Source organism: Inquilinus sp. OTU3971, from assembly GCF_038440215.1.
Genome location: NZ_JASATH010000014.1, coordinates 33,847 through 60,565, shown reverse-complemented (window position 1 = coordinate 60,565; position 26,719 = coordinate 33,847). Strand labels below are relative to the sequence as shown.

The following is a 26,719-nucleotide window of genomic DNA, read 5'->3' as shown; positions in this document are numbered from 1 at the left end:
TCGGAGATTGCGGAGAATTCATCCGACCGCCACAGGAAGCTGTGCCATCGTGCGCCGCCATGACCGCCAGCGACACCGCCCTGCCCCGTCCCCGCAGCCGACTCGCACCGCTGATCGGCGGGCTGCGCCTGGCCGTGGCGCTGCTGTGGCTGGTGCTGCTGCTCGGCGTGCCGTCGGCCCCCGATGGCTGGCAGGTCTACGGCCTGGCCTCGGTCCCGGTCGAGCTGGCGATCCTGGTCGCCGCCCTGGTCCTGGCGCCGCCGCTGCGTCGGTCGCGCAGCTTCGCCACCGTGCTTGGCGGCCTCGGCCTGCTGGTCGCCGCGATCAAGCTGGCCGACCTCATCACCCAGATCTCCTTCGGCCGGCCGGTCAGCCTCTATGTCGACCGGCTGCTGCTGGTCAACGGCATGCATCTGGCGACCGGGGTGCTCGGCGCCGTCGGCCTGATCGGCATCACCCTGGGGGCGATCGTCGCCGGCTGGTGCATCTGGTGGGCGACGGCCCGGTCGGTGCGGCTGCTGCAGCAAGCCCTGTCCGCCTCCCCCAGCCGCCGCGGCGTCGCCGGCGGCCTGGCGGCGCTGGCCATCCTGGTCTTCGCCGTCGGCCAGGCCGTGCCGGGCGCCTATGGCGACGCCCGCCCGGTGAACGACACCGCCAGCTTCATGGTCGCCGACCAAATTCGCCGCCTGATCCCGGCCCTGTTCATGGAGGGCCGGTTCCGGGCCGAGGAGGCAGTGGATCCGCTGGTCGGCGGGGTGTCCAGGACGCCGTTGGGCGGGTTGGGCGGCGCCGACGTCACCGTCGTCTTCCTCGAATCCTACGGCCGCAGCGCGCTGGAGGATCCCCGCTTCGACGCCCTGCCCAAGGCGGCGCTGGCCGAGATGGCGCCGAAGCTGGCCGCTGCCGGGGTCTATACCGCCTCCGGCTGGCTGGCCTCGCCGACCCGCGGCGGCCAGTCCTGGCTGGCCCATGCGACGCTGGCGAGCGGCATGCAGATCGACGACCAGATGCGCTACGACCTGCTGGTCACCGGCAAGCGCATGACTCTGCCCCGCCTGTTCGCCAAGGCCGGCTACCACACCGGGCTGATCGCCCCGGCGATCACCGGCAGCGAGCCCGAGGCGAAACGCTTCTTCGGCTTCGACCAGACGCTGTTCGCCGACGATCTCGGCTATGCAGGCCCGCCTTTCGGCTGGGTGACGATGCCGGACCAGTACACGCTGGCCGCCTATGACCGCTGGCGGCAACAGCAGCCAAAGCCGCTGTTCAGCGAGGTCGTGCTGGTGTCCAGCCACGCGCCCTGGACCCCGGTGCCGACCCTGGTCGACGACTGGGGCAAGATCGGCGACGGCAGCGTGTACCGGGGCCTGCCGGCCACCGGCGGCACGCCGGAGGAGGTGTGGAGCGACCCGGACCGGATCCGCGACCAATACGGGCAATCCATGGCCTATTCGCTGCGCTCGGTGCTGGACTACGCCGCCCGAGTCATGGGCGACCACACGCTGATGGTCGTGCTGGGCGACCACCAGCCGGCGCCGATCGTGACCGGCCCGGGCACGCCGCGCGACGTGCCGGTGCATGTCTTCAGCCGCGACGCAGACCTGGTGGCCCGGTTCCGCGACTGGGGCTTCGTCGACGGGCTCAATCCCCCGGAAACCGGACCGGTGGCGCTGATGGCGACGTTCCGGGATGCGTTCGCCAGATCCTTCTCTCCGTGAAACCGGCCAATTGCGCGTGTCAATCTGTGAAAATGCAGAGCTGCATCTGCACTGTGCCGGGGTTCGCCGGCTTTTGCGCTGCAAACGAAGCGGTTAGGGTAACATCGGAACAAAATCACGAAGATAGCGTTGATCGGACGATCCTTGCAGACGGCGCCAGGCAGAGGCGCCGTGGCCGGGAATCGGGTTGTGGGGGTTGGGGCCGCGCGGCGCAGCGGCTGTCGCGTGTGATGATGTTTGTCCAGGAACCGCCACAATCGCGATCGATTGTGCCGTCATGTTGCAGTGCAAAAATCCGGTGGTGATGTGGGGCTGACCAGACGCCAGATCTTGATGGGCACGACCGCGCTGGCGGCGTCTTCGCTGTTCGCGTCCGTCCGGTCTGCCCTTGCCGCCCCCAGCCTGGGCGAGACCACGCCGTTCAGCATGACCTGGCTGATCGACCGGGCCAAGACCGTGTCCCAGGCCCCGTTCGTGCCGCCGGACGAAAACCTGCCGGCCGAGATCAAGCAACTGACATACGACCAGCTGCGGGCGATCCGCTTCCTGCCCGAGCAGGCGCTGTGGCGGCCGGAGAACCTGCCGTTCCAGATGCATTTCTTCCACCTCGGCGCCTACTACGACAAGCCGGTCCACATTTTCCAGGTCGATGGGTACCAAGCGCGCGAGGTGCTGTACCGCCAGGACCTGTTCGACCTGGGCGGCAACAAGTTCCCGGACACCCCGCCCGACCATCTCGGCTTCGCCGGCTTCCGGCTGCATTATGCGATCAACCGGCCGGAGTTCCTGGACGAGATCGCGGTGTTCCTCGGCGCCAGCTACTTCCGCTGCCTGGGCCGCAAGAACATCTACGGCCTGTCCGCCCGCGGCCTGGCGATCGACACCGGATCGACCCGCGGCGAGGAGTTCCCGGTCTTCCGCCAGTTCTGGGTCGAGACCCCAGCGCCGGACGCCAAGCAGATCCGGCTCTACGCCCTGCTCGACAGCCCCGGCGTCACCGGCGCCTACAGCTTCCTGATCAAGCCGGGCGAGATCACCACGGTCGATGTCGAGGCGACGCTGTATCCGCGCCACGCCATCGAGAAGTTCGGCATCGCGCCGCTGACCAGCATGTTCCTGTACGGGCCGCAGGAGCACCGGACCTTCGACGACTTCCGGCCGGAGGTGCATGACAGCGACGGCCTGTCGATGTGGAGCGGGGCCGGCGAATGGATCTGGCGGCCGCTGCGCAACCCGTCGCGGCTGCTGATCAGCTCGTTCATGGACGAGAATCCGCGCGGCTTCGGCCTGATGCAGCGCCAGCGCTCCTACAGCAGCTATCAGGATTTGGAGGCGATGTATGAGCGCCGCCCCAGCCTGTGGATCGAACCGCTGAGCGGCTGGGGCCCGGGCGTGGTGCAGCTGGTCGAGATTCCGACCGACGCCGAGATCCACGACAACATCGTCGCCTTCTGGGTGCCGAAGCAGCCGGTCGATGCCGGCCAGGAATGGAAGCTGTCCTACCGGTTGCACTGGGGCATGAATCCCCCGGTCAGCAGCGACCGCGGCACCGTGGTATCGACCCGCACCGGCGCCGGTGGCGTGTCCGGCGGCGACAGCAAGTCCAGCGATACCCGCAAGTTCGTGATCGACTTCCGGGGCGGCGCGCTTGACTCTCTGCCGCCAGACGCGACATTGGAGGCCGTGGTCACGGCTTCTGCCGGGGAAATCCAGTTCCCCGTGGCGCAGCGGAATCCGGAACTCGGCGGCTGGCGGGCGTTCTTCGATTTGAAACCTGCCGGCGACGATCCCGCCGAGCTTCGGTGCTTCTTACGGCAGGGCAGCGATGCCTTGACCGAAACATGGAGTTTCCAATGGACGCCTTGACGACACATCGGAATCGTCCCATGTCCCAGGTCGGGTTGCACACCCCGGTCAACATCAACATGCCAGACGACGTTATCGCCTTCTTCCAGGGCCTGGGCTTCACTGATCCGGCCGCGCTGTCCGGCGCAATCGAGACGGCGTTCTGCGACGTCGATCCGTCGACGATGCCGGCCCCCGCCCTGCTGGACCACGCCCGCCGGCGCACCGCCGACTGGTTCGCCGTGGTGCTGAACCGCAGCGAGCGCGAAGACGACGCGATCCTGACCATCGGCCGCGCCGCCTATCTGCTGACCGACGCCGCCCGCCGCTGGCCCGAGCACTTCCTGTCCGAGGACCCGCTGCCGCAGGCGATGGAACAGGCCCTGCGCCGGGTGTCGCCGGTGCCGGTGCCCCGCGCCAAGCCGACACCGATGCTGGACCAGCCGCTCGACCCGGTTTGGGCCGGCGAGCCGCTGAAGCGCATCTTCGGCTGGTGGTCGCCCGAGGCCGCCGAACGGCGCCCGGCCTGACGGAAAGGCAACTTTCTAGCCGATGACCGGACTCGAAGCGGCGTCCTACGCCTCCGCGGCCCGCTGGCGCCGCCTCGCTGTCTTCGGCGCGACCGCGCTGTCGACCCTGGCGGCCGCCTTCGCCCTCTATCGTTTCCTGTCGGTCGGCGGCGTCACCGGGCTTGAGCTGGCCCTGGTGTTGATGTTCGCCATCAACTTCTCCTGGATTGCGCTGTCCTTCTGGACCGCCCTGCCCGGCTTCCTGACCCTCTTGCTGCGCTGGGGCCAGCCCGGCCTGGCCTGGCCGCAGGGGGCGGACGCGGTGGCGCCGTTGCGCACCCGTACCGCCGTGCTGATGCCGGTCTATAACGAGGACACGACCGGCATCTACGCCAACCTGCAGGCGATCCATGACAGCCTGGCGCGGACCGGCCATCTCGGCGCCTTCGACATCTTCATCCTGAGCGACACCACCAACCCGGATGTCTGGGTGGCGGAGGAGATCGGCTGGAGCGCGCTGTGCCGCCGCACCGAGGGCAGCGGCCGGATCTTCTACCGGAAGCGCCGGCACAACGTCGCCAAGAAGGCCGGCAACATCGCCGATTTCTGCACCCGCTGGGGCGCCCGCTACGACTTCATGGTGGTGCTGGACGCCGACAGCCTGATGGCCGGCGACACGCTGGTCACCATGGCCCGGCTGATGCAGGCCAACCCGCGCGCCGGCATCATCCAGGCGCCGCCCCTGGTGGTGAACCGCAACACGTTGTGGGCCCGGATGCAGCAATTCGCCGGTGCCCTGTACGGCCCGATCGTCGGCGCCGGCCTGGCCTTCTGGCAGCTCGGCGACGGCAATTACTGGGGCCACAACGCGATCATCCGCACCCGCGCCTTCATCGAGAGCTGCGGCCTGCCGATCCTGTCGGGCCGGCCGCCCTTCGGCGGCCACATCCTGTCGCACGACTTCGTCGAGGCGGCGCTGATCCGGCGCAACGGCTGGACCGCCTGGCTGGTGCCGGAGCTCGGCGGCAGCTACGAGGAATGCCCGCCGACGATGATCGACCACGCCAAGCGCGACCGGCGCTGGTGCCAGGGCAATATGCAGCATCTGCGCGTCCTGGTGGCGCGCGGCCTGCATCCGCTGTCGCGCCAGCACATGGCGATGGGCGTGATGAGCTACGTCTCCTCGCCGCTGTGGTTGATCTTCATCTGCATCGGCATGCTGACGGCGCTCGAGCACAAGCTGGAGATCCCGGTCTATTTCCCGCAGGGCGAGGCGCTGTTCCCGGTGTGGCCGGTGCAGGACCAGACGCTGGCGGTGCGCCTCTTGGTGATCTCCTTCCTGATGCTGCTGGCGCCGAAGATCTTCGGCTGGATCCTGCTGCTGTTCGACCGCCGCCTGGCGGCAGGCTATGGCGGCGCCTTCCGGGCGCTGCTGAGCCTGCTGTTCGAGACCTTCTTCTCGATCTTCCAGGCGCCGGTGATGATGCTGTTCCACTCCAGCTTCGTGCTGCAGGCCTTCCTCGGCCGTGATTCCGGCTGGGGCACGCAGTCGCGCGACGACCGTGGCACGACCTGGGCCGATGCGATGCAGATGCATCGCGGCCACACCATCTTCGGCGCCGTGCTGGGCGTGGTGGCGCTGTGGATCTCGCCCTCGATGCTGGCCTGGCTGTCGCCGCTGGTGATCGGCCTGCTGCTGTCGATCCCTCTGTCGGTGATCACCTCGCGCCAGTCGACCGGGGTCTGGGCCCGCAAGCTCGGCCTGCTGGTGACGCCGGAGGAGCGGCAGAAGCCACAGATCGTGGTCGAGGCCACGGCGCTGGTCGAGCAGCTCTCAGCCACCACCCGGCCGGTCGAGGACGGGCTGGCGATGGTGATCCGCGATCCGCTGGCCAACGCCATCCACATGACACTGCTGACCGGGTCGCCCGAGGCCGGGCGCGAGGACCCGAAGGTGGTCGAGGCGGCGCGGCGCAAGCTGACCGCCGGCGGCCCGGGCACACTGAACACCGGCGCCCTCAGCCGCGACGAGAAGACGGCGCTGCTGTTCGACCCACGGTCCCTGAGCGAGCTGCACCTGACCGCCCTGGCCGGCGGCCGCCTGCAGGCCGCACCGAGGGCCTGAACTTCACTCTACAGTAGGCAAACCTATTGCCTCTCCCGCAAGCGGAGAGGCAACGCAGCGGCTTATACCAAGGATCGAAAATATTGACTCGTCATCCCGTGCGCGCTGCGGCGCGAAGTGCCGCTGCGCAGATACGGGATCTCGGCACGATCTCACAGAGATCCCGTGCGCAGCGCATCATTGCATGCTGCGCTGCGCACGGGATGACGGTCTTTGTTTATGGTGCTTGGTATTATGCGGCGAGAATCATCCCCACTCGGCGACCGGGCGATGGCGCAGCTCCAGGCTGCCGGGGACGGTCGCCCAGTCGAGGATGGCGGCATTCCAGCCGGCGGCTTCGGCGATGGCGCGCAGGTCGTCGGCCGTGGGCAGCGATGCCGCCAGCGCGGCCGGGTCGAGGCCATGGGTCGGACGCACCAGGGTGACCAGCAGCGTCTCGCCGGCGCCGATCCGGCCGACCAGGGCCGGCACCGAGGCCTGCGGGAACACCAGATGGGTGTTCGGCGCCACATCCGCCTCGACCGCGCGGCGCAGCCCGCCGAGATCGGCCAGGCTGGAGGCGTGGCCGTCGGCGACCGCGATGGTCAGGCCCGACGGCCCCGGCACCCGGAGGTCGAAGGCCTGCTTCAGCTTGCCCCGGGTGCGGCTGTGCGCCGGCACGGCGTGGCCGGTCTCGATCACCGCCATCGGGCCATCGCCGGCGACCCGGTGCAGCCGCAGCTCCCAGTCGCCGGCGAAGCCCTGCAGCGTGGTGACACGGACCCCGGCCATCGGCTGCCAGACGGTCTCGATCCAACCCTCGCCGACCCGCGAGGCGGTGAGCGCGCCGCGGCTGCGGAACTCCTGCCCGTCGCGGCTGACCGCCAGGATGTTGTCGCCGCAGAAGCCATGCGCCAGCCAGCGGTCTCCCTCCACCGCCAGGCCGAAGCGCGACGAGTAGGCGAGCTTGCCGTATTTGTCGACCGAGCCGCGCATCTCCATGCGCACCGGGCCGGCCGGCAGCGCCACCACGTCGCCACCGCTGCGCCGCACCACCATCGAGGCGCCGCGCAGTGTGGCGGTGCCGTCCGGCGCGTCGAGATCCTCCTCCCGCGCCGTCCAGAACGGATGGCTGTCCGGCAGGGCCAGCGGCAGGAAGGCCTTGAACGCCCAGTAGGGCGAGCCCGGGGAGTTGTACTCCTCGCTCATCAGATAGTTCGGCCAGCGATAGCCGACCGGCAGGCGGCCGGCGGCGTCGAGGATCGGCTGCTGCATCCACCAGCGGATCTGCCGGGCCCAGAGGCCGCGGATCTGGCCCCAGGGCAGCGCCTCGACCCCGGCATAGGCCAAGGCGCCCCAGAACCCGGCCATGGCGAAGCGGTAGGTCAGCGACCGGCCGATCGCCAGCGCCGCGCCGTCGGCCCCGAACCAGTGGCGGAAGCCCTGGGCGAAGGCGGTGGCGCGGTCGCGATAGGCCTGCGCCCGCGCCGGATCCTGCTCCGCCCGATGGGCGGCGTAGATCAGGCCGTAGAAATGCAGCGCGAAGCCGTTGTAGTGGTCGATCCAGCCGCCCTCGCCGTCGCCGTACCAGCCCTCGGCGCCGATGAACGCGTCGATCCGGGCCAGATGCCGGTCGCGTGAGGCGGTGTCGATGCCGACGCCGATCCGCTCCAGCCCCAGCCCGGCCATGACCGGGAAGAAGTGCCAGTTGTTGTCGGCCATCTGCACCGACTGGATGTCGCCCAGCCACTCGGCCGTCCGGCGCTTCGCCGTGTCCGACAGCGGGTCCCACAGCCGGTCCGGCGCCAGCGCCAGGGCGAAGCCCAGCGCCGCCATCTCGACCGAGCGCTGGTCATGGTCGGTCACCGCCTCCCAATATTCCGGGTGGTCGGGGTCGGTGCCGCTGGCCAGGCCCTGGCGGAACTTGTCCCAGAAGTCGAAGCCGCCGCCGCCGGCATGCAGCGGCGCCAGGCCCCAGAGCGGCCGGGCATAGCCCTCGAACCACTGGGCCTTGCGGTTGAAATGGGCGGAATCGAGCCCGAGGCGGATCTGGGCGCGGCCCGGGCTGAAGCCGCTTTCGAGCGGCGCGGACAGATCGCGCAGCAGGCGCTGGATGTCGGCCCGGCTGGCCAGCGGATTGGAACGGATGCAGTCGGCAGTGTCGGTCATCGGGATGCCCAGAGCAGGCCGCGGCGCAGGATCTCGCGCATCTGCGGATGTTCGAATTCGCGTACCACATGGCCCAGCGCGGTGTAGAACACCCGCCCGGCGCCGTAGCGCTTCTTGTACACGACCGGCATGGTGACGCCGTCGATCCAGGGGGCGTGCTCGCCCGAGAAGGTGGTGGTGGCCAGCACCTCCACGATCGGGTCGACATGCAGATAGTACTGCTCCGACCGGTAATCGAAGTCGCCGATCCCTTCCATGATCGGGTCGTCCGGCCGGGTGACCTCGACCCGGAACGGGATGATGCCGCCGGGATGCGCCACCCATTGGCAGCCCGCCATGAAGTGGAAGGCCACCGCCTCGCGGAACGACCCGGCCAGTCCGCCATGGTAGCCGGCGATCCCGGCCCCGGCCTGGATCGCCGCCAGCAGGTTGTCGAGCGGCGCCTTGGCGATGGCGGCGCGGGTGATGACCGGCACGATCAGGTCCATCTGGCGCAGCGCCGGGTCGGCGAAGGCGTCGATGTCGCCCTCGACCCGGACCTCGAAGCCCTCGTCCCGCAGCATCGCGGCGACATAGGCGGCGCCCGGCTCGGGCTCGTGCCCCTCCCAACCGCCCCAGACGATCATGGCGCGTTTCATCGCAATCCTCTCCGCTTCCGACCGGGCGGCATCACCCTGCGAGGGTCACGCCGCCCTCATCCGCTCACTTCGGGCGCAGCGTCGCCGTCCCCTGCTCCACCAGCTGCTGCGCGGCCTCGTCGATCGACAGGTTGCCGAAGGCCAGCTGGTCCGCCGTCTTGCGCACGATGTCGCGGTCGAACTGCTGCGACCCGACCGGCGCCGGCGGCGGATAGGCGCTGACCTTGTCGGCCAGCAGGTTGACGTAGTCGACCGTGGCCCGCTCGGTCTCGTTCAACAGCGGCAGGATCGCCTCGCGCACCTTCGGCGACATCGGCACGCCGCGCTCGACGCCCAGGATCTTGCCGGCCTCGACGTCGTTGACGAAGAAGTCGATGAAGGCGGCCGCCGCCTCGCCGTTCTTCGAGGTCGCGCCGATGCTCCAGATCAGCGCCGGCCGGTAGTAGTGGCCGGACGGGGCGCCGCCGCCGAGCGCCGGCACCACGGTGATGCCGAGCTTGTTGGCGATCATCGCCTGGTAGCCGATCAGCTGGTTGGAATAGGTGAAGCCCATCACCGAGTTACCGCGGGTCAGCGGGTTGGTCTCGATGGTGTTCTGGTCCTGGGTCTGCAGGTCCGCCGAGACGCAGATGTTCTTCGTCCGCAGATCCTCCCAATAGGCGTACCATTCCTTGGCGTCCTCGACGCCGAAGCCGATCGACCCTTCCGGCGAGAACAGGGCTTTGCCGCGCTGGCGTAGCCAGACGTCCAGCACATAGGCATAGCGGGCGCCATAGGGCGCGCCCCACAGCTGGTCCTTGCCGGCCGCCTTGGTCAGCTCGGCCGCCAGCTCGGCGAATTGGGTCCAGGTCGTCTCCGGCGTCGGTACCGGAATGCCGGCCTTGGCGAAGATCGTGGTGTCGTAGAACATCGAGAAGGAGTTCAGCCCGAGCCCGACGCCGTAGATCTTGCCGTCGACCCGGCACAGGTCGAGCATCTTGGCACCGAAGGCCTCGACGTCGAGCGGCTTGGGGATGAACTGGTCCAGCGCCATGCAGGCGCCGCGCTTCGAATAGTCGGAGACGGTGCTGGGCTCGAGCTGGAAGATGTCGGAGACGTTGCGCCCCGCCATCTGGGTCGACAGCTTGGTCCAATAGGCGTCGCCGCTCAGCGGCTCGCCGACGATGGTCACGTCCGGCGCCTTCTGCTTGTACAGGTCGGCCACGCCCTGGGTGCGCTTGGCCCGCTCCTGCGACCCCCACCAGGTCATGCGCATCCGCGTCTCCGCGGCCATGGCGCGGCCGGCGCCGAACGACAGCGCCGCCCCGGCGGCCCCGGCGGCGATGGAGCCCTGCAGGAACGAGCGGCGGTTGAAAGCCTTCATCGGTTTGCCTCCCTGGCACGGCGGCGTTCGGCCGCCACGTTATAACCGTTTGGTTACTTATTATTGATCGTCTCCGAAGGATGTCAAATGGGAATGTCCAAGCCAAGCGCCGCCTTGCGGCGCGGCCGGATGTAACCAACTGGATATATCTGGAAGCGGCGGGCCGACCCGACTCAGCGGGCCGAGACACCCTTGCCGAAGCGCTTCTCGATCCGCGCCTGGACCAGCTCGAACACACCCGACATCGCCCAGTAGATCAGCGCGGCGACGATCAGCATCTCCATGTATTTGAACTCGGCCCGGCCATGGGTGCGGGCCAGGAACATGATCTCCCAGACCCCCATCACCGAGACCAAGGACGAATCCTTGAGCATGGCGATGAACTGGTTGCCGGTCGGCGGGATGATCAGCCGCATCGCCTGCGGCAGCACCACCAGCCAGGTGACCTCGGCCGGCTTCAGCCCGAGCGACAGGGCGGCCTCGGACTGGCCGCGCGGGATCGCCAGGATGCCGGCGCGGAAGATCTCGGCCATGTAGGCGCCGTAGCACAGCGACAGGGCGATGATGCCGGCCGGGATGGCGTCGATGACCACGCCGAGCTGCGGCAGGCCGAGATAGATCAGCATGGTCTGCAGCAGCAGCGGCGTGCCGCGGAAGAAGGAGGTGTAGAAGGTGGCGACGCCGAAGGCCGGGCCGCTGTCCGACAGCCGGGCCAGCGCAGCCGCCAGCGCGATCACGGTCGAGATCGCGATCGAGACGATGCAGATGAACAGGGTCAGCGCCGCGCCCTGGATGAAGCCGTCGCGCAGCTCGAGCCCGAGCAGGATCGGCGCCCGGTCGAGCATGAAGGAGTAACTGAGGCCGAAGCTCCAGCAGAAGGCCGTGAACAGGGCCAGCAGTTGGACCCAGATGATCGTTGCCTGCGCCCGGAACGGCAGATGCGACAGCAGCCAGAAGTTCAGCACCACTAGGGCGGCCAGGACGGCGATGACGAGCCAAGGCCCGGCCGCCTGGCCGGCTGGCCAGGCCAGCGCCGGCACGATCTCCGCCAGCCGCGCGACCAGCCCGCCATAGTCGAAGCCGGCCAGCACGGCGACGGAGAGCAGGAACAGAAGCCCGCGCAGCAGCAGCGGCTGCGCCAAGGCCTCGAACAGGCGGATCACCCCGCTAGCCGGGGGCTTAGGCCGCGGGCTTGGTCAGATCGGCCCCATACCATTTCATCGACAGCTTGGACAGCGTGCCGTCCTCGTGCATCGCCTTGACGATCTCGGCGAGCTTGGCGGTCAGCTCCGGATCGCCCTTCTCGATCGCCACCGACAGCGGCTCGTAGAACAGGGGCGAGCCGACGATCTTGATCGGGTAGCCGTTCTTGATCGCGCCCTGGATCGTTGGCAGCGCCGTCGCCACCGCGTCGAGCCGGGTGCCGTCGCCGAGCCGGAGGTCGTCCAGCGCCGGCACGTCGGTGTCGTAGGACTGGATCTTCGCGTCCTTGACCACGAACTGGAACGGCGGCGCGCCGCCGGCATCGATCACCAGGTCGCCGCGCAGATAGTTCTCATAGGTCGTGGCCGCGCCGACGCCGATCTTCTTGCCCGAGGCGTCGGCCGGGGTCTTGATCGTGGTGTTGGCCGAATGCACCGCCAGGGCGGCCGGCGTGTAGTAGTAGATCGCCGGGAAATCGAGCACCTCGGCCCGCGCCTTGGTCGGCGTCATCGACCCGACCGAGACGTCCCAGCGCCCGGCCCATTTGCCGGAGACGATGGTCTCCCACCCCGGGGTGACGAACTCGATCGAGACGCCGAGGCGCTTGGCGATCTCGGTTCCGACATCGATGTCGAAACCTTCGAACTGGTTGCTGGCGTTGAGCGAGGACTGCGGCGGATATTCCGGATCCGTCGACATCACCATCTTCTTGTTCTGCACGATCCGGTCCAGCACGGCGCCGGCAAAGGCAGGACCGGAGAACAGGACGCCCGTGGCGGCAACGGCCAGGACGAGGCTGCGCAAACGCATGATCGATCTCCCAGTGGCGCGGGGACGACGCCTCTTCCGGACGTCCGCCCAGAAGAAGCCTAATCCCGCGCCGCGGCACCGTACAGGTGATAAGCGGGATCAGCGGGCATCGAGCGGCACGGTTGCCGTGGCGGGCGCAACGCGCCCGGGCGCCGCGGCCGAGATCGCCCGCCGGTGGGTGCTGAGCCTCGCCTCGAGCCAGGCAAACGCGCGGACGATGATCCAGGTCAGGACCAGATACATCAGGGCGGCGGTGATCAGCGGCTCATAGGTGCGGAAGGTCTGGGCCCGGATGATGTTGGCCTCGCCCATCAGGTCGCGCACGGTGATGGTGAAGACGATGGCGCTGGCCTTCAGCAGCAGCACCGTCTCATTGGCGAAGACCGGCAGGCTCTGGCGCAGGGCGATCGGCAGCACGATCCGGCGCATCATCAGCCCGCGCCGCATCCCGACCGAGCGCGCGGCCTCGACCTCGCCGTTCGGCACCGCCTGGATGGCGCCGCGCAGCACCTCCCCGGAATAGGCGGCGGTGCTGATGCTGAGCGAGATCACGGCGCACCACATCGGCTCGCGCAGGATCGGCCACAGTAGGCTGTGCCGCACCGCCGGGAACTGCGCCAGGCCGTAATAGATCATGAACATCTGCACGATCAGCGGCGTGCCGCGGATGCACAGGATGAACAGAAAGGCCGGCGCCTTCAGCCACCAGCGCCGCGACACCCGGGCCAGCGCCACCGGCACCGCCATGGCGTTGCCGCAGATCATCGACCCCGCCACCAGGATGATGGTGACGACGACGCCGTTCAGGAGGTTGCCGACGATGCGCTGGACGAAGTCGAGATCCATCGTTCAGGACCGCCGGTAGCCGCGGCCATAGGCGCGTTCGGCCAGCTGGAACAGCCCGACCGAGGCGATGGTCAGCAGCAGGAAGATCAGCGCCACCACGGCGTAGAAGGTGAAGGGCATGCGCGTGGTGGCGGCGGCGGTGGCGGCGCTGCCCAGCAGGTCGCGGATCCCGACCACGCTGATCAGCGCGCTGTCCTTCAGCACCACGACCCAGAGATTGCCCAGCGCCGGCAGGGCGAAGCGCATCGCCTGGGGCAGCACCACGCGGAAGAACATCACCCGCGGCGGCAGGGCCAGCGACTTCGCCGCCTCGATCTGCCCGGGCGGCACCGCCAGGATGGCGCCGCGGAACACTTCGGTGGCATAGGCGCCGGAGACGAAGCCGAGCGAGGCGACGGCGGCCGCGAAGGCATCGATCTCGACCGTCACCCCCGGCACCACCAGGCCGATCAGCGAGCGCAGGGCGCTGGTGCCGCCGTAATAGACGAACAGGATGATCAGGATGTCCGGCACGCCGCGGACGATCGTGGTGTAGGCGTTGCCGAGGATGCGGAACGGCCAGGGGCCGGCCAGCTTGGCCCAGGCCCCGAGCAGCCCGAGGACCAGCCCGACCAGGTACGAGGCGACGGCGATCTCGACCGTCACCAGCGCCCCGGCCAGGAGCTGCGCCCCCCACCCCGTCTCCCCGAAGCCCAAGAGGGCAGCGAGTTGCTCCATCCCCCTGGGCTCAGCTGCCGTAGATGTCGAAGGCGAAGTACTTGTCGTTGATCGTCTTGTAGAGGCCGTTGGCGCGGATCGCCTTGATCGCGGCCGAGAATCTCGCGCCCAGCGGGTCGCCCTTGCGCACCGCGATGCCGGCGCCGGCGCCCATCAGCGGGTCGGTGAAGGGCTTGCCCTTGATCTCGAAATCCGCGCCTTCGGGCGACTTCAGGAACCCGTCGGTCAGCGCCACGGAATCGGCGAGCAGCAGGTCGACCCGGCCGGCGATCAGGTCGAGATTGGCGTTCTCCTGGGTGTCGTAGGTCTTGATCGTGACGATGCCCTTGTACTTCGCCTCGACGTAGTTGGCATGGATGGTCGAGACCTGGACGCCGACGGTCTTGCCTTCGAGGCCTGCGGGCGAGATGTCGATAGTCTCGTCCTTGCGGCCGACAAAGATCGCCGGCGAGTCGTAGTATTTGTCGCTGAAATCGACCACCTGCTTGCGCTCATCGGTGATCGACATCGAGGCGATGATGGCGTCGAACTTCTTCTCCTGCAGCGCCGGGATGATGCCGTCCCAGCTCTGCAACACCCATTCGCACTTGACCTGCATCTGGGCGCAGAGCGCGTCGGCGAGCTCGATCTCGAAGCCGTTCAGCTTGCCCTGGGCGTCGACCCAGGTGAAGGGCGGGTAGGATTCGGGCGTGGTGCCGAGGCGCACCACCTCCTGCGCCGCGACGGGGCCGGCGAGACCGGCCAGGGCCACCACGGCCAGGCAGGCGGAAAGGATCGGACGGTTCATGCTCTGCGCTCCCTGTTTCTTGCTTCGATGGTGTTCCACCCCTCAGGGTTCGAGGGGCCCGGGCCTGGCCGCCGCGCTGGGCGACCGGCAGACCAGCTTCATCAGATCGTCGCCCGGGCGGGTCCGGCGATGCGCCCGGCGGGTCATGACCACGCCCGGCTGCGGCGCCTGCACCGGCACCCCGCCCCCCTCCTCGCCCGGCCGGACCAGGATCGTCGCCAGCAGGTCCCCGGCCTCGACCCGGTCGCCCGGCTTGCGGGCGAAGGAGATCGCCCCGCCCGCCGGCGCCTTGATCATCTCGACCCAGTCGAGCGGCACGGCCGGTCCCGACCAGTCCGGCCTCGGCCCCGCATCGCCGGCGATCACGCCGCGGCCCGCCAGGAAGCAGAACAGCCCGTCGGCATCGCCCTCGGCCAGGCCGGCATCGACGTCGCCCATGCCGCGCAGCTCCACCGTCGACACTGCGCGCCCGGCCAGGTCGCCGCTGCGCAGCCAGGGTCCGAGGCAGGCATCGTCGAAGGCGCCGCCGCCATCGCCATCCCAGAGCAGGACGGTATCCGCCCGCATCGCGGCGGCGAGATCCGTCATGGCCGGCCACAGCGCTGAGGGGATGTAGAGGTAGAGCGGCGATTCATCGTCGCAATGCAGGTCGAGGACGATCTCGGACGGCAGCGCCAGGCGCAGCAGCCGTGCCTTCAGCCGTTCGGTCGCGGTGACCGCGGCATCGTCGCCCGGCAGCAGCGACGGGTCGGGCCGGTCCAGCCGCGGGAAGCCGCGGTTGAAGTTGACCCGGCTGTCGAAATCGTACCGCCCCTGGCCGGAGCCATGCAGCCATTGCTGCTGCCCGATCGGGTTGGCCCAGGGCACGATGGTGATGTCGCCGCGGATGTCGCCGGCCGCCTCGGCCCGGCGCAGCCTGGCGCACAGCGCGTCGATGGTGATGACGCCGGGCAGCTCCTCGGCATGCAGCGCCGCCTGCAGGTAGGCCGAGGGGCCGCCGCCGCGGCCGCGGAAGCGAAGCACCGGGATCCGCCATTCGAGGCCCGGCATGTCGCCGGGAATCAGTTCCCAGGATCGGTCCATGCCTGCCCTGCCCCGTGTCCGGATAGGATCATGCCGCGCGCTTCAGGCGGCGTCGCTTGAAATCGGCCAGGATCTCGCGCGCCGCGTTGTGGCCCGGCGCGCCGGTGACTCCGCCACCCGGATGGGTCCCCGATCCGCACATGTAGAGGCCGGGTACCGGCGCCCGGTAGTCGCCATGGCCCAGCACCGGCCGGGCCGAGAACATCTGGTCCAGCGACAGGGCGCCGTGGAAGATGTCGCCGCCGATCAGGCCGAAGGTCCGTTCGAGGTCGAGGGGGCTGTTGATCTGGCGGCCCAGCACCGAGGCCTTGAAGTTCGGCGCCCAGGCGTTGACCGTGTCGATGATCAGGTCGGCCGCCGCCTCGCGATGGTCGTCCCAGCTGGCGCCGTCCGGCAGCTTCGGGTCGAAATGCTGGCAGAACAGGCTGGCGACATGCTGGCCAGGCGGCGCCAGCGTGTCGTCCAGGGTCGACGGGATCAGCATCTCGACGATCGGCGTCTTCGACCAGCCGGCGGCCTTGGCGTCGAGATAGGCCTTGTCCATGTAGTCGAGGCTGGGGCCGAAGATGATGCCGCTGGTGTGGTGGTCGGCCAGGGTCTTGCCCGGCAGGCAGGTGAAATCCGGCAGCTCCGACAGCGCCACATTCATGCGGAAGGTGGCGGAGCCGCATTTGAAGCGGTCCATGCGCTCGCGGAAATCCTGCGGCAGCGCCGCCGGGTCGACCAGCTTGCCGTAGAGCAGCTTCGGGTTGAGGTTGGAGACGATGCAGCCGGCGCGGACGATGTCGCCCGCCTCGGTCACCACGCCGACGGCGCGGCCGCCCTCGACGATCACCTCGCGCACCCCGGCATCGGTGCGGATCACGGCGCCGCGCGACGCCGCCGACCTGGCCATCGCCTGGGTGATCGCGCCCATGCCGCCGATGGCGTGGCCCCACACGCCCTTCTTGCCGTTCACCTCGCCGAACACATGGTGCAGCAGGACATAGCCGGTGCCGGCGTGGCTGGGGCTGGCGTAGTTGCCGACGATGCTGTCGAAGCCGAACAGCGCCTGCACCACCGGCGTCTCGAACCAGCCCTCCAGGATGTCCGTCGCCGATTTGGTGAACAGGTCGAGCAGGTCGCGCCGCATCACCATGTCGAGCTTGCGCAGCCGGTTGCCGAGCGAGCCCGCCTTGATCAGCTCCGGCAGCGCGCCGGACCAGCCGCCGGACGCGACATTCGGCGGGGTGCGCAGCACGATGTCGCGCAGCACGTCGGCGATGACGTCGAGACGGTCGCCATAGGCATCGTAGCGCTCGGCATCGCGGGCCGAGAACCGGGCGATCTCGGCCTTGGTCCGGCCCGGGCCGGACAGGAGATAGCGGTGGTCGTCAACCGGCAGGAAATTGGCCAGCCGCCGCTCCACCACCTTCAGCCCGTGGCCCGGCAGGTCGAGGTCGCGGATCACCTTCGGATTCAGCAGGCTGACCGTGTAGGAGGCGACGGAGTTGCGGAAGCCGGGATGGAACTCCTCGGTCACGGCGGCGCCGCCGACGACCTTGCGCCGCTCCAGCACCGTCACCTTCAGCCCGGCCGCCGCCAGATAGGCGGCGCAGACCAGGCCGTTGTGGCCCCCGCCGATGATCGCGACGTCGAAGACCTGTGTGTTCGCCATGAAGATCCGCCCGGCCCTGTCGTTCTGAAGTTTATTCCGCCGCGAAGGCGGGCGCCTGCGAGGCCTCGCGCCGCAGGCTCCAGCCTGCCGGCGGCGGCCGGTGCAGCCGGCTTTCCGGGATCAGCCGGCGCATCGCCCGGGCGAAGCTGCGCAGGCAGACCTCGGTGGTGCCGAGCGGGCCGGCGGTGTAGCTGGAGGAGCCCATGCCGGCCTGCACCCGGTCGATCAGCGTCTTGTCCTCGAGGCTGACCCGGCGGTTGATCCGCCAGTTCAGGTAGCGCGCGGCCTTCATCTCGGGCCGGTGGTCCGGATGGACATAGGCGATCTCGCGGATCATCGTCTCAGTCGGCGAGACCGGGATGAACTGCATGAAGTCGATCTGGTCCGGATAGATGTCGAAGGCGACATTGGGCCAGAGCTTGAAATAGGTCCACAGCCGCTGCCGCTCCGGCGGCAGATGCGGGACCTCCGGCAGAAAGCGCTGATAGGCCCGCTCCGACAGCACGGCGGAGGGCCGCTCCTGCAACTGGCCCCACATCTTGTCGACCCAGGGCCTGGCCTCGACGCCGTAGCCGCGGCCGAACAGCCGGGTCAGCCCGGGATGGGCGACGGTGATGTGCAGCCCGTCGGAATAATTGTCGGCGACGTTCTTCCAGTTGACCGAGCGCGGCCGCATCGTCACCCGGCCCAGCGGCACCATCTCCTCGATCCGGTAGGCCGCCATCTCCTCGCCATAGCCGCCCATCATCTCGGCCACGCTCGGCGTGCCGGGTGCGAGGCGGATGAAGATGAAGCCGCAGAACACCTCGTGCTCGACCGGGACCAGCCCGTGGCTGCCGAAGTCGAAATCGCCATAGCTGGAGCGCTGCGGCATGCCGATCAGCCGGCCGTCATGCTCGTAGGTCCAGGCGTGGTAGGGGCAGACGATGCGGCTGCCGCACTGGCCCTTCGGCCCGTCCAAGAGGCGCGCGGCGCGGTGCCGGCAGACATTGTGGAAGGCCCGCACCGCCCCGTCGCGGCCGCGCAGCACGACCACGTTCTCGCCCAGGAACTCGAAGGTGTGGAAGTCGCCCGGATCGGGGATGTCGTTCAGGTGGCAGACCACCTGCCAGGAGGTGCGGAACAGCGCTTCCTGCTCGACCGCGAAGAATTCGGGATCGCGGTAGATCCAGGCCGGCAGGCTGACATCGTCATCCGGCAGGCTCGCATCGGACGGCGGCGTCTCGGCGCGCCGGTGCATCGCTTCGATCATAGGCTGGCCTCCCGCGGCCTTCAGACCGCCTTATTATACGACCGTATAACAGTCGGGAGGACAGGGTCAACAGCTTCCGGTCACCCCTTTCGGAACCCGGTCCGCGCCATCCGGCCCCAGCCTTCGGCCTTGCGCAGCCAGCGCCACCAGCCGACCACCCGCCACCAGTTGTTGAGCTGGCGATAGCCGAAATTCTCCGCCACCGCGGCGAGGGTGAGCACCGCGATGTCGCGCAGCCGCGGATAGCGGCGCAGCCGGATCTCCTCCAGCACCAGCGAACCGACGCTGACGAAGACGCCGTAGACGAAGGTCAGCGCCGTGAAGGCGATCAGGTAGTCGACGCTGAGCAGCCCGAGCGCGGTGAAGAGCGGGATCAGCGCATAGCCCAGCACCTCGACCGGCGGGCCGACGACGTCGACCAGCAGCATCTGGCCGAAGCCGATCGTGCCGACGGCGCCGTAGCGCGGCCGGAACAGCATGTCCCTGTGCTTGAAGAAGGTCTCCAGCGCGCCGCGCTGCCACCGGCTGCGCTGGCGCCCGAGCGTGCCAAGGTCGCTCGGCGCCTCGGTCCAGCACACCGGCTCCGGCACGAAGACGACGCGGTAGTCGCGCTTCGCGTCTTGCAGATGGCGGTGGATCTTGACGATGATCTCCAGATCCTCGCCGACCGTGCCCAGGCTGTAGCCGCCGACCGCCACCGCCACGTTGCGGCGGAACAGGCCGAAGGCGCCGGAGACGATGGTCAGCGCCCGCATCCGGCTGAGCGCGATCCGGGCCATCAGGAAGGCCCGCAGATACTCCACGGTCTGGAACAGCGGCAGGATCTGGCGCGGCAGCCCGACGCGCGCCACCCGGCCGGAGCGGACCTCGCAGCCATTGGCGATGCGGATCGAACCGCCCGACACGACCGTCCGGACCGGGTCTTCGACGAAGGGCTGGACCACGCCCAGCAGGCTGTCGGCCTCGAGCAGGCTGTCCGCATCCACGGCGCAGAACAGCGGGTTGCGCGAAATGACGATGCCGGCGTTCAGCGCATCCGCCTTGCCGCCATTGTCCTTGTCCACGACGACCAGGTTGGGCTGCCGCGGCGTGCCGTAGAGCCCGCGGATCGACTGGTGCGGGATCGCATCCTCATAGGCGCGGGTGACCGGCACCAGCCCGAAGGCCTCGATCAGCCGGGCCATGGTGGCGTCCTTCGAGCCGTCGTTGATCACCACGATCTCGAAGCGCGGATACTGCAGCCCCAGCAGCGACCGCACATTCTCGACCACGGTCGCCTCCTCGTTATAGGCGGGGACCAGCAGCGAGATCGGCGGCGCGACGTCGGCATAGGCGGCCCAGAGCGCCGGCCCGGCCTCGACCGGCGGGGCCCGGCGCAGGGTCCAGAAGGCGACGACCAGCTGGACCAGGTAGATCGCGGATTGCGCCAGAGCGGTGGCGATCACCAGCCAGCCGACGATCGGGGCCAGGACCAGCAGCACCGTTTCGGCGCCGGCGAGGAATTCGGTCATCCCGCCCCCTGCATCAGGACGGCCTGGGCGATCCGGCCGGCGGTGCCCGGCTCCTCGGCCCGCCGGCGCAGGATCGCCAGCCCCGTCTCGCCCAGTCTGGCCAGGGCTTCGGCGGCGCGCATCCGGACCCACCACACCTCGTCGTCCAGCCGGACTTCCAGATCACCGGTCAGCTCGACCAGCCCGATCGCGGCGGCGCAGCGCGCGGCCTGGGTCCGCACCTCCCAGGCCGGGTCGGCCAGCCCCCGCCGCACCGCCGGGGCCGCCGCCGGATGCGCCAGCCTGGCGAGCACACGGAAGGCCTCCGCCCGGACATCGACCATCGGGTCGCCGGCCGCCGCCAGCACGACCGGCAGGGCCGTCAACATGCCGGCCTCGCCCAGCGCGTCCAGCGCCAGCACGCGCTGGCGGACATCCGGCGCCCCGCCGGCGAGCCGCAGGAACAGCTCCGGATGCTGCGGCACCAGCCGGCGGAACACCCGCGCCGAGGTGCGGGACTCCAGCCCGCCCGCCGCGGCCAGCGACGACACGAGCCGGCCGGCATCGAGCGGCGCGTCGAGATCGACCAGCACCTCCGCCGCGGCCAGGCGCATCGCAGCGCCGGGCCCGCTCTCCACCACCTGCCGCAGCGTCCGCTCGGTCTCCGCCCCCGGAAATAGCCGCAGGCTATGGATTGCCGCGACCGAGTCCGCCCCGGCCGGGCTGGCCAGCCGGCGCCTGAGAACGGTGTCCAGGTCCAGCGACCGGATGAGGTCGACCAGGCGGCGCAGGCCGTCGTCCCGGATCAGCCGGTCGATCCGGACCAGCAGATCGACCACGGAGCGCCCATCGGCCTCGGCCAGCGCCCGCCGCAGGGCGCTCTCGTCGATCTCGTTGCCGAGGAAGGCGAAGATCTTGCCCTGCAGGACTCTGACGACGGCCCGGCTTCGCCTGGCCCGGGCCTGCAGCAGCGCCCGGCGCAGGATCAGCGCCGCCATCACCATCATTGCAGCCAGGGCCAGCGCGAGGGAGACGGTCCAGATCGCGAGCAGCATGGCGTCAGAACCGGGTGGTCAGGCCGAGCGTCACGCCGTAGCGCGTCGGGCCGTCGATCTGCTCCTCGCCCTCGCCGGTCAGCGTCAGCGCGACTTGGTCGTCCAGGTCGACGCCGAGCCCGCCAAACAGGGTGCGGGTCTCGATGGTGGTGCTGATCTCGGTGTCAAGCGCCCGGCTATAGCCGGCGAAGACCCGCAGCCAGTCCTTCGCCTGCCAGTCGCCGCGCACCAGCCAGCCGACCTGCCAGTCGCCATACCGGTCGCGGCTGAGCGGCAGTTGGAAGGTCAGCCACAGCCGCTCTGCGAAGAGGTGCTGCTGCAGCCCCGGCGTCAAGGTCAGCACGTCGAAGCCGTCATAGGCCTGGTAGCGGACATCGCCGGTCAGGGCGGTGCGGCCGAGGAAGCCCTGCCGGTCGCCCGCGCTGACGGTCACGGTGGTGCCGCCGGCCAGCGACCAGCGCGGCAGGAAGTCCGAACCCGGGGCGACGGTGGCGGTGAGCGAGCCCTCGACGCCGTCGGCGAGGCGCTGGAAGATCCCGGCCTGGAACTGCTCGCTGAACTCGCCGAAGCGGCTGTGGAACGACACGCCGCCGAAGACCGCCGTGGCGGGGGAGAAGCGGTAGCCGATGCTGACGCCGCCCTCGCGCCAGGGCGCCCGCGCGGCACCGTCATAGACGCTGTACCCGCCGCTGAGGTCGAGCCGCCAGGGATGCTCGATCGTGGTGCCCGCAGCCAGGCGCCGGCGCCGCTCGGCGATGTCGGCATTGCCCGGCTCGCGGGCCTCGGCCTGGTCGTATTCGGCGACCGCGGCATCGAACTGGCCGCGCGCGGCGGCAACGTCGCCCAGCCCGACATGGGGGTCGGCCAGGTTCGGGGCCGCGTCCCGGGCGGCGCGATAGGCGCCCTCGGCCTCGTCCAGCCGGTTCTGGTAGAGGGCGATGCGGCCCTTCAGCGCGAGCGCCTCGGCATTGCCCGGATCCCGGGTCAGCACAGCGTCGACCTCCGCCGCCGCCTCGGCATAGCGGCCCTGGTAGCTGCGGATGCGCGCGATGGCGAGCCGGACATCGGCATAGTCCGGCGCCAGCGCCCGCGCCTGGCCGAGCGTGTCGAGCGCCAGGTCGTAGCGCTGCTGGAAGCCCTGGATCTGGCCGAGCAGCAGCAGGATGTCGGCATCCTTCGGGGCCATCGCCCGGGCCTCGGTCAGCAGCTGGACGGCGCGGTCGAAATCATTGGCCCGGCGCGCCTCCAGCGCCGATTTGTACAGGTCCTCGGCCGTGGCCGCACGGGCGGCCGGAATTGCGGCGGTCAATGCGAGCGCGAGCACGGCGGCGGCGAAGGTACCGCGGCCTGGCGTCACGACGGCCTCTGGCGGCTGCGCAGGATGCGCTGTATGCGCAGCAGCAGCTCGTCGGGCAGGAACGGCTTGACCAGATAATCCTGGGCGCCGAGCGACAGGCCGGCCACCACGTCCTGCTCCTGCCGGCGCGCGGTCAGCATGATCACCGGGACGTCGCGCGTCTCGTCGTTGTCGGACAGCCGCTGCAGCACCTGGAAACCGTCGAGGCCCGGCATCATGCCGTCGAGCACGATCAGGTCGGGCGGCGAGGCCGAGGCCGCTTCGAGGGCGGCCTCACCGTCCTCGGCCAGCTCGACCTCGTAGCCACGGCTGCGCAGCCTGAACTCCAGCAGGTCGCGCAGCAGCTCGTCGTCGTCCACGACCAGGATCTTCGGCTTGGAAGGCATCGGCTCAGGGCTCCTTCCGGGCTGAGGGGCCGTCGAGCAGCCCGTGGACGGCAATGCCGGCGAAGGCCGGCCAGGCGGAGAGGACCGGCCGGACGCGGTCGGTCGCGGCCGTCAGCGCCGCGGCGTCGCCGAGGAAGCTGAGCCGGCCGGCCGGCAGCCGGTGGTCGCCCTGGCGGCGATAGGCCTGCCCCGCCGGGTTGGCGCGGCGCCGGTCGAGCAGGACGAGGATCCGGCGCCCGTCGAGCGCCACCCGCCACAGCTCGCCCTCCGCCGCCGGGCGGAAGGTCTGGACGCGGTCGTCCGGCAGCGGCCCCGCCTCCAGCGCCACGGTCATCGGCCGATCATGCGCGCCGGCCCAGGCCAGGGCGCTTTCGGCGGCGGCGACGATGTCGTCCGGCCTGGTGCGATAGGCCATGACGGCGAAGCGGTCCGCCGCCGCCGCGAGCCGGTCGAGGGAGCCGGCCATCTCCGGCATCTCGAGCCACCAGAAGGGCAGGACCGCCTCGACCGGGCCGGCGGCGTCCCGCTTCAGCCGCTCGAGCGTGTCGAGATAGGCGGCGATGCCCGCGGCTCGGTCGAGCGGCCAGCCCGGAAGCAGATAGGGCTCGATGTCGTACTGGATCCCGTCCAAGGCCGGGGAGCCGCCGCGGTTGAAGGCGGCGATCGCCCGCGTGCGCTCCAGGAACGGCGGCCGGCCCGCCTTGGTGATGGCGGCCGGATCGCCTTCGACGGCCCAGACCGACAGGCCCACGGCGCGGGCGGCCTGCAGGAAGGACCGCAGCCGTCCGGCATCCGCCACCGCCCCGTCGCCGATGTCGAGGCCGATGAAGATCCGGTCCAGCCCGCGGGCCCGCGCCGCGGCGATCAGGCCGTCGCCGTCGTCACGCCACTGCGCCGGCCGCCAGACCCAGGTCGACAGCGGCACCGGCCGGGCTTCGCCACCGCTCAGCCGGAGGGAGCGCAGCGAGATCCGGGCTGGCCCAGGCGGGCAGCGGATGGTCGCCACGACCGGAGCGTCCCGATCGCCCGGAAGCGGCACGACCGCCTGCCGGCCGGTGCCCGGCGGCAGGCGACCGAGCGGCTTGTCCCGGCTGCCCAGGGCGAGATCGAAGAGCGCGTCGGCGTCGTATTCCGCGGCCAGAGCCAGCCGGGCCCCGCGGGGGAGATGGCCGGGCAGCTCGACGACGGCTGAGCCCCCCGCCGTCCCGGCCGCGCACTCCGCCGTGACGGTCCCCGGACCGGCCTTGCCGAGCGCTGCCCGCCCGACGGCCCACGGCCGGGCCTGGTCGAGCAGGTCCGGCCCGACCGGCAGCATGGGGCCCGCGTCCGGGGCGCGCCCGTCATCGAGCTCGATCTCGGAGATCGTAACCGGGTCATCCGAATGGCCCGGCACCGGCCCGATCAGCCGGATCACCAGGTTGCGGGCCGGCGAGGCCTGCGGCGCCTGCGAGGCCGGCTCGAAGCCGAGCCACAGGATGCGGGCATCGCCGACCGCCAGGGCCAGCGCGGGGCACCGGTCCGGACGGTCCGGCGAGATCGCGAGCGCGAGCGGGGCGCCGGTCATGTCCTCCGACGTCCGGCTGATACTGGCCTCAGCCGGCGGCGATGCGCACACGCTCAGCCAGACGATCGAAGCAGCTGCGGCAAGCGCCATCCGGTCACCGAAATCGGCCTGTCAGGGTCAACGTGCGAATCCAGGCAATGTTCGGCTTCGAGTATAGTTAGGAACTGCCGCCGCAGAACCCCGATCGTTGCGAAAAATATTCTAGCGGGTGTGACAAAAAGCGAGACGCTGCGACTCCGCCACGATGTTTCGCATTGCCAGCGCCGGCGGGGCAGGCCATAGCGGCGGCGCGACGCAACTTCCGGGATGGAGCCGGCGATGCGCTTCATCGAGACCTTCGACCTCTACCCGTTCCTCGACACGGTGGTCAGCCTGACCGCGGCCTTCGTGCTGGGCACGCTGATCGGCGCCGAGCGGCAGTACCGGCAGCGCACTGCAGGCTTGCGGACCTGTGTCCTGGTGGCGGTCGGTGCCGCCGCCTTCGTCGACCTCGCCGCCCGCATCGCCGGCAGCACCGAGGCGGTGCGCGTGATCTCCTATGTCGTCTCCGGCATCGGCTTCCTCGGCGCCGGGGTGATCATGAAGGAGGGGATGAATGTCCGCGGCCTGAACACGGCGGCGACTCTGTGGTGCTCGGCCGCCGTCGGCGCCTGCACCGGCGTGGACATGGTGGCCGAGGCCACCCTGCTGACCGTCTTCGTCATCGCCGGCAACACGGCGCTGCGGCCGCTGGTCAACGCCATCAACCGCATCCCGTTCAACGAGCAGGCGTCGGAGGCGACCTACGAGGTGCGCGTGACCACCACCCCGACCGCGATGCCGGAGGTCCGGGAGCTGCTGCTGGACCAGCTGCAGGCGGCGCGGTACCCGGCCAGCGACGACGAGGTGATCGAGCGTGGCGACGACGCGGTCGAGATCGTCGCCACGCTGGTCAGCACCGCGGTGAACCCGAAGGAGCTGGAAGCCGTGGTCACCCGCCTCGAAAAACAGCCCGGCATCACGCATGCCAGCTGGGAGGCCAGCACCAAGGATTGAGGCGCCTCAGCGCTCGCGGGCGGCTCCTTCCGGCGGACGGTCGATCAGGCGCTCGATCTCCGCCATCGCCTCGGCCGGCAGCGGCCCCTTTTCCAGCGCGCCGACATTCTCCCGCACCTGCGCCACCGAGCGGAAGCCGGGGATCGGCAGGGTCCGCGGCGACTTGGCCCAGAGCCAGGCGAGCGCCCCCTGGGCCGGGCTGCGGCCGTCGGTGGAGAGCAGGTGGCGGATCCGCTCCAGCGTCTCGGCGAAGCCCGGCACCACCCGGCCGTCCTTGAAATAGTCCATCCAGTCGAAGGTGTTGGCCCGGACGTCGCCGGCCGGCAGCGCCTGCCCGGCCGCGAATTTGCCGGTCAGCAGCCCCATGGCCAGCGGCGAGCGGTTGATCGAGATCAGCCCATGCCGCTCGGCCACGCTGGACAGGGTCGGCGCGTCGAAGAACAGGTTCATGCCGTGCTGCACGGCGACGAAGCCGGCGCGCCCGGCATGGGCCGCCGCCCGCTCCGGGTAGTCGGTGCTCCAGCCATAGGCGCCGATGGTGCCGGCGGCACGGAGCGCGTCGAGTTCGTCGAACACCTCGCCGGCCCGGTCGATCGCCATCGTGTTCAGGTGCAGCTGCACCAGATCGAGCCGGTCGCGCCGCAGCCGGCGCCGCGACCCGTCCACCGCACTGCGGACCTCGCGCCGCAGGTCCCCATCCTCGATGCTGCCGCCGTACTGCTTGGTGGCGGGATCAAACCGGTTGCCCAGCTTGGTCGCGACCACGACCTCCTCGCGGCCTTCGAGCGCCTGGCCCAGCACCTCCTCGGAATGGCCGGCGCCATAGACGTCGGCGGTGTCGAAGAACCGGATGCCGAGGTCGACGGCGCAACGGATGGCCGCGGTCGATTCCGCGTCGTCGACCGTGCCGTAGCCGAGCGGCGTGTCGCCGGCGAAGAATGGGCCGCCGATCGCCCAGCAGCCGAGGCCGAGGCGCGGCACCTCGCGTCCATCCCACAGGCGGATCACCGGTTCGGTTCGGTCGGTCATGGCGCTTCCCTTTTCATCGTCGAAAAGAATGTGGATCAATCATGACAAGGCTATCGGCTATGATCCGACCCTGGAACAGGCAGCACTGAAATGAGCGTTGCA

22 protein-coding genes are annotated in these 26,719 nt (G+C 69.9%); 5 read left to right on the top strand and 17 right to left on the bottom strand.

What is annotated here, in order from left to right; all coding sequences use genetic code 11:
- Positions 1-59 precede the first annotated feature (59 nt).
- The 4 genes from AAHM41_RS05790 to mdoH all read left to right on the top strand — a co-directional run bounded on the left by AAHM41_RS05790 (position 60) and on the right by mdoH (position 6,197).
- Positions 60-1,718 (top strand): sulfatase-like hydrolase/transferase, encoded by a 1,659-nt coding sequence (locus tag AAHM41_RS05790; RefSeq protein ID WP_342235572.1) that lies wholly within the window; start codon positions 60-62, stop codon positions 1,716-1,718.
- Positions 1,719-2,051: 333 nt separating this feature from the next.
- Positions 2,052-3,584, top strand: a complete 1,533-nt coding sequence (locus tag AAHM41_RS05785) for a glucan biosynthesis protein (protein WP_342235571.1) — start codon at positions 2,052-2,054, stop codon at positions 3,582-3,584.
- A gap of 20 nt (positions 3,585-3,604) precedes the next feature.
- Positions 3,605-4,093 carry a hypothetical protein gene (locus AAHM41_RS05780; RefSeq protein WP_342235570.1) on the top strand — a complete coding sequence of 163 codons (489 nt, stop codon included), beginning with the start codon at positions 3,605-3,607 and terminating at the stop codon, positions 4,091-4,093.
- A gap of 22 nt (positions 4,094-4,115) precedes the next feature.
- Entirely contained in the window at positions 4,116-6,197 is a 2,082-nt protein-coding gene (mdoH, locus tag AAHM41_RS05775; protein WP_342235569.1) for a glucans biosynthesis glucosyltransferase MdoH, read from the top strand.
- Between the two features lie 246 nt (positions 6,198-6,443).
- On the opposite strand, the gene AAHM41_RS05770 is transcribed toward mdoH, so the two are convergent.
- From AAHM41_RS05770 to AAHM41_RS05695, 16 genes are all read right to left on the bottom strand, one after another.
- Complete coding sequence (locus AAHM41_RS05770; protein WP_342235568.1) at positions 6,444-8,345, bottom strand: DUF2264 domain-containing protein; 1,902 nt, start codon at positions 8,343-8,345, stop codon at positions 6,444-6,446.
- The gene (locus AAHM41_RS05765) at positions 8,342-8,983 is read right to left on the bottom strand and encodes a ThuA domain-containing protein (RefSeq protein WP_342235567.1); all 642 of its coding nucleotides are present in this window, start codon (positions 8,981-8,983) and stop codon (positions 8,342-8,344) included. The genes AAHM41_RS05770 and AAHM41_RS05765 overlap by 4 nt, the downstream gene beginning before the upstream one ends.
- A 64-nt stretch (positions 8,984-9,047) precedes the next feature.
- The gene (locus AAHM41_RS05760; protein ID WP_342235566.1) at positions 9,048-10,346 is read right to left on the bottom strand and encodes an ABC transporter substrate-binding protein; all 1,299 of its coding nucleotides are present in this window, start codon (positions 10,344-10,346) and stop codon (positions 9,048-9,050) included.
- 173 nt (positions 10,347-10,519) lie between these two features.
- A complete protein-coding gene (locus tag AAHM41_RS05755) occupies positions 10,520-11,509 on the bottom strand; it encodes an amino acid ABC transporter permease (RefSeq protein ID WP_342235565.1) in 990 nt (329 codons plus the stop codon).
- Between the two features lie 16 nt (positions 11,510-11,525).
- Entirely contained in the window at positions 11,526-12,359 is an 834-nt protein-coding gene (locus AAHM41_RS05750; RefSeq protein WP_342235564.1) for a transporter substrate-binding domain-containing protein, read from the bottom strand.
- Positions 12,360-12,458: 99 nt separating this feature from the next.
- Positions 12,459-13,205 carry an ABC transporter permease gene (locus AAHM41_RS05745; protein WP_342235563.1) on the bottom strand — a complete coding sequence of 249 codons (747 nt, stop codon included), beginning with the start codon at positions 13,203-13,205 and terminating at the stop codon, positions 12,459-12,461.
- A 3-nt stretch (positions 13,206-13,208) separates the two neighbouring features.
- On the bottom strand, positions 13,209-13,922 hold the full coding sequence (locus AAHM41_RS05740) for an ABC transporter permease (RefSeq protein ID WP_342235562.1): 714 nt from the start codon (positions 13,920-13,922) through the stop codon (positions 13,209-13,211).
- A 10-nt stretch (positions 13,923-13,932) separates the two neighbouring features.
- Positions 13,933-14,709 carry an ABC transporter substrate-binding protein gene (locus AAHM41_RS05735; RefSeq protein WP_342235561.1) on the bottom strand — a complete coding sequence of 259 codons (777 nt, stop codon included), beginning with the start codon at positions 14,707-14,709 and terminating at the stop codon, positions 13,933-13,935.
- A gap of 42 nt (positions 14,710-14,751) precedes the next feature.
- Complete coding sequence (locus AAHM41_RS05730) at positions 14,752-15,792, bottom strand: succinylglutamate desuccinylase/aspartoacylase family protein (RefSeq protein WP_342235560.1); 1,041 nt, start codon at positions 15,790-15,792, stop codon at positions 14,752-14,754.
- A gap of 28 nt (positions 15,793-15,820) precedes the next feature.
- A complete protein-coding gene (locus tag AAHM41_RS05725; RefSeq protein ID WP_342235559.1) occupies positions 15,821-17,449 on the bottom strand; it encodes a phytoene desaturase family protein in 1,629 nt (542 codons plus the stop codon).
- Positions 17,450-17,480: 31 nt separating this feature from the next.
- Entirely contained in the window at positions 17,481-18,701 is a 1,221-nt protein-coding gene (locus AAHM41_RS05720) for an aromatic ring-hydroxylating oxygenase subunit alpha (RefSeq protein ID WP_342235558.1), read from the bottom strand.
- Positions 18,702-18,781: 80 nt separating this feature from the next.
- Positions 18,782-20,212, bottom strand: coding sequence for a glycosyltransferase family 2 protein (locus AAHM41_RS05715; protein WP_342235557.1), 1,431 nt, complete (start codon positions 20,210-20,212; stop codon positions 18,782-18,784).
- Positions 20,209-21,246 carry a HEAT repeat domain-containing protein gene (locus AAHM41_RS05710; protein ID WP_342235556.1) on the bottom strand — a complete coding sequence of 346 codons (1,038 nt, stop codon included), beginning with the start codon at positions 21,244-21,246 and terminating at the stop codon, positions 20,209-20,211. Before AAHM41_RS05710 ends, AAHM41_RS05715 begins: the two co-directional genes overlap by 4 nt.
- Before the next feature lie 4 nt (positions 21,247-21,250).
- Positions 21,251-22,603 (bottom strand): YaiO family outer membrane beta-barrel protein, encoded by a 1,353-nt coding sequence (locus AAHM41_RS05705; protein ID WP_342235555.1) that lies wholly within the window; start codon positions 22,601-22,603, stop codon positions 21,251-21,253.
- Positions 22,600-22,989 (bottom strand): response regulator transcription factor, encoded by a 390-nt coding sequence (locus AAHM41_RS05700; RefSeq protein ID WP_342235554.1) that lies wholly within the window; start codon positions 22,987-22,989, stop codon positions 22,600-22,602. The genes AAHM41_RS05705 and AAHM41_RS05700 overlap by 4 nt, the downstream gene beginning before the upstream one ends.
- 4 nt (positions 22,990-22,993) lie before the next feature.
- Positions 22,994-24,553: a hypothetical protein gene (locus tag AAHM41_RS05695; protein ID WP_342235553.1), complete on the bottom strand. Its 1,560-nt coding sequence runs from the start codon at positions 24,551-24,553 to the stop codon at positions 22,994-22,996.
- 318 nt (positions 24,554-24,871) lie between these two features.
- Here AAHM41_RS05695 and AAHM41_RS05690 point away from each other — a divergent pair, with 318 nt between their 5' ends.
- Complete coding sequence (locus tag AAHM41_RS05690) at positions 24,872-25,588, top strand: MgtC/SapB family protein (protein ID WP_342235552.1); 717 nt, start codon at positions 24,872-24,874, stop codon at positions 25,586-25,588.
- 6 nt (positions 25,589-25,594) lie between these two features.
- On the opposite strand, the gene AAHM41_RS05685 is transcribed toward AAHM41_RS05690, so the two are convergent.
- The gene (locus tag AAHM41_RS05685) at positions 25,595-26,617 is read right to left on the bottom strand and encodes an aldo/keto reductase (protein WP_342235551.1); all 1,023 of its coding nucleotides are present in this window, start codon (positions 26,615-26,617) and stop codon (positions 25,595-25,597) included.
- Positions 26,618-26,719 lie beyond the last annotated feature (102 nt).

What these genes read in the sequence shown, in the direction of transcription:
- AAHM41_RS05715 (WP_342235557.1), bottom strand. Translation starts at nt 20,212, where the DNA reads ATGACCGAATTCCTCGCCGGCGCCGAAACGGTGCTGCTGGTCCTGGCC.
- AAHM41_RS05730 (WP_342235560.1), bottom strand. Translation starts at nt 15,792, where the DNA reads ATGGACCGATCCTGGGAACTGATTCCCGGCGACATGCCGGGCCTCGAA.
- AAHM41_RS05760 (WP_342235566.1), bottom strand. Translation starts at nt 10,346, where the DNA reads ATGAAGGCTTTCAACCGCCGCTCGTTCCTGCAGGGCTCCATCGCCGCC.
- AAHM41_RS05695 (WP_342235553.1), bottom strand. Translation starts at nt 24,553, where the DNA reads ATGACCGGCGCCCCGCTCGCGCTCGCGATCTCGCCGGACCGTCCGGAC.
- AAHM41_RS05780 (WP_342235570.1), top strand. Translation starts at nt 3,605, where the DNA reads ATGTCCCAGGTCGGGTTGCACACCCCGGTCAACATCAACATGCCAGAC.
- AAHM41_RS05735 (WP_342235561.1), bottom strand. Translation starts at nt 14,709, where the DNA reads ATGAACCGTCCGATCCTTTCCGCCTGCCTGGCCGTGGTGGCCCTGGCC.
- AAHM41_RS05765 (WP_342235567.1), bottom strand. Translation starts at nt 8,983, where the DNA reads ATGAAACGCGCCATGATCGTCTGGGGCGGTTGGGAGGGGCACGAGCCC.
- AAHM41_RS05750 (WP_342235564.1), bottom strand. Translation starts at nt 12,359, where the DNA reads ATGCGTTTGCGCAGCCTCGTCCTGGCCGTTGCCGCCACGGGCGTCCTG.
- mdoH (WP_342235569.1), top strand. Translation starts at nt 4,116, where the DNA reads ATGACCGGACTCGAAGCGGCGTCCTACGCCTCCGCGGCCCGCTGGCGC.
- AAHM41_RS05725 (WP_342235559.1), bottom strand. Translation starts at nt 17,449, where the DNA reads ATGGCGAACACACAGGTCTTCGACGTCGCGATCATCGGCGGGGGCCAC.
- AAHM41_RS05700 (WP_342235554.1), bottom strand. Translation starts at nt 22,989, where the DNA reads ATGCCTTCCAAGCCGAAGATCCTGGTCGTGGACGACGACGAGCTGCTG.
- AAHM41_RS05770 (WP_342235568.1), bottom strand. Translation starts at nt 8,345, where the DNA reads ATGACCGACACTGCCGACTGCATCCGTTCCAATCCGCTGGCCAGCCGG.
- AAHM41_RS05790 (WP_342235572.1), top strand. Translation starts at nt 60, where the DNA reads ATGACCGCCAGCGACACCGCCCTGCCCCGTCCCCGCAGCCGACTCGCA.
- AAHM41_RS05710 (WP_342235556.1), bottom strand. Translation starts at nt 21,246, where the DNA reads ATGCTGCTCGCGATCTGGACCGTCTCCCTCGCGCTGGCCCTGGCTGCA.
- AAHM41_RS05690 (WP_342235552.1), top strand. Translation starts at nt 24,872, where the DNA reads ATGCGCTTCATCGAGACCTTCGACCTCTACCCGTTCCTCGACACGGTG.
- AAHM41_RS05785 (WP_342235571.1), top strand. Translation starts at nt 2,052, where the DNA reads ATGGGCACGACCGCGCTGGCGGCGTCTTCGCTGTTCGCGTCCGTCCGG.
- AAHM41_RS05745 (WP_342235563.1), bottom strand. Translation starts at nt 13,205, where the DNA reads ATGGATCTCGACTTCGTCCAGCGCATCGTCGGCAACCTCCTGAACGGC.
- AAHM41_RS05740 (WP_342235562.1), bottom strand. Translation starts at nt 13,922, where the DNA reads ATGGAGCAACTCGCTGCCCTCTTGGGCTTCGGGGAGACGGGGTGGGGG.
- AAHM41_RS05720 (WP_342235558.1), bottom strand. Translation starts at nt 18,701, where the DNA reads ATGATCGAAGCGATGCACCGGCGCGCCGAGACGCCGCCGTCCGATGCG.
- AAHM41_RS05685 (WP_342235551.1), bottom strand. Translation starts at nt 26,617, where the DNA reads ATGACCGACCGAACCGAACCGGTGATCCGCCTGTGGGATGGACGCGAG.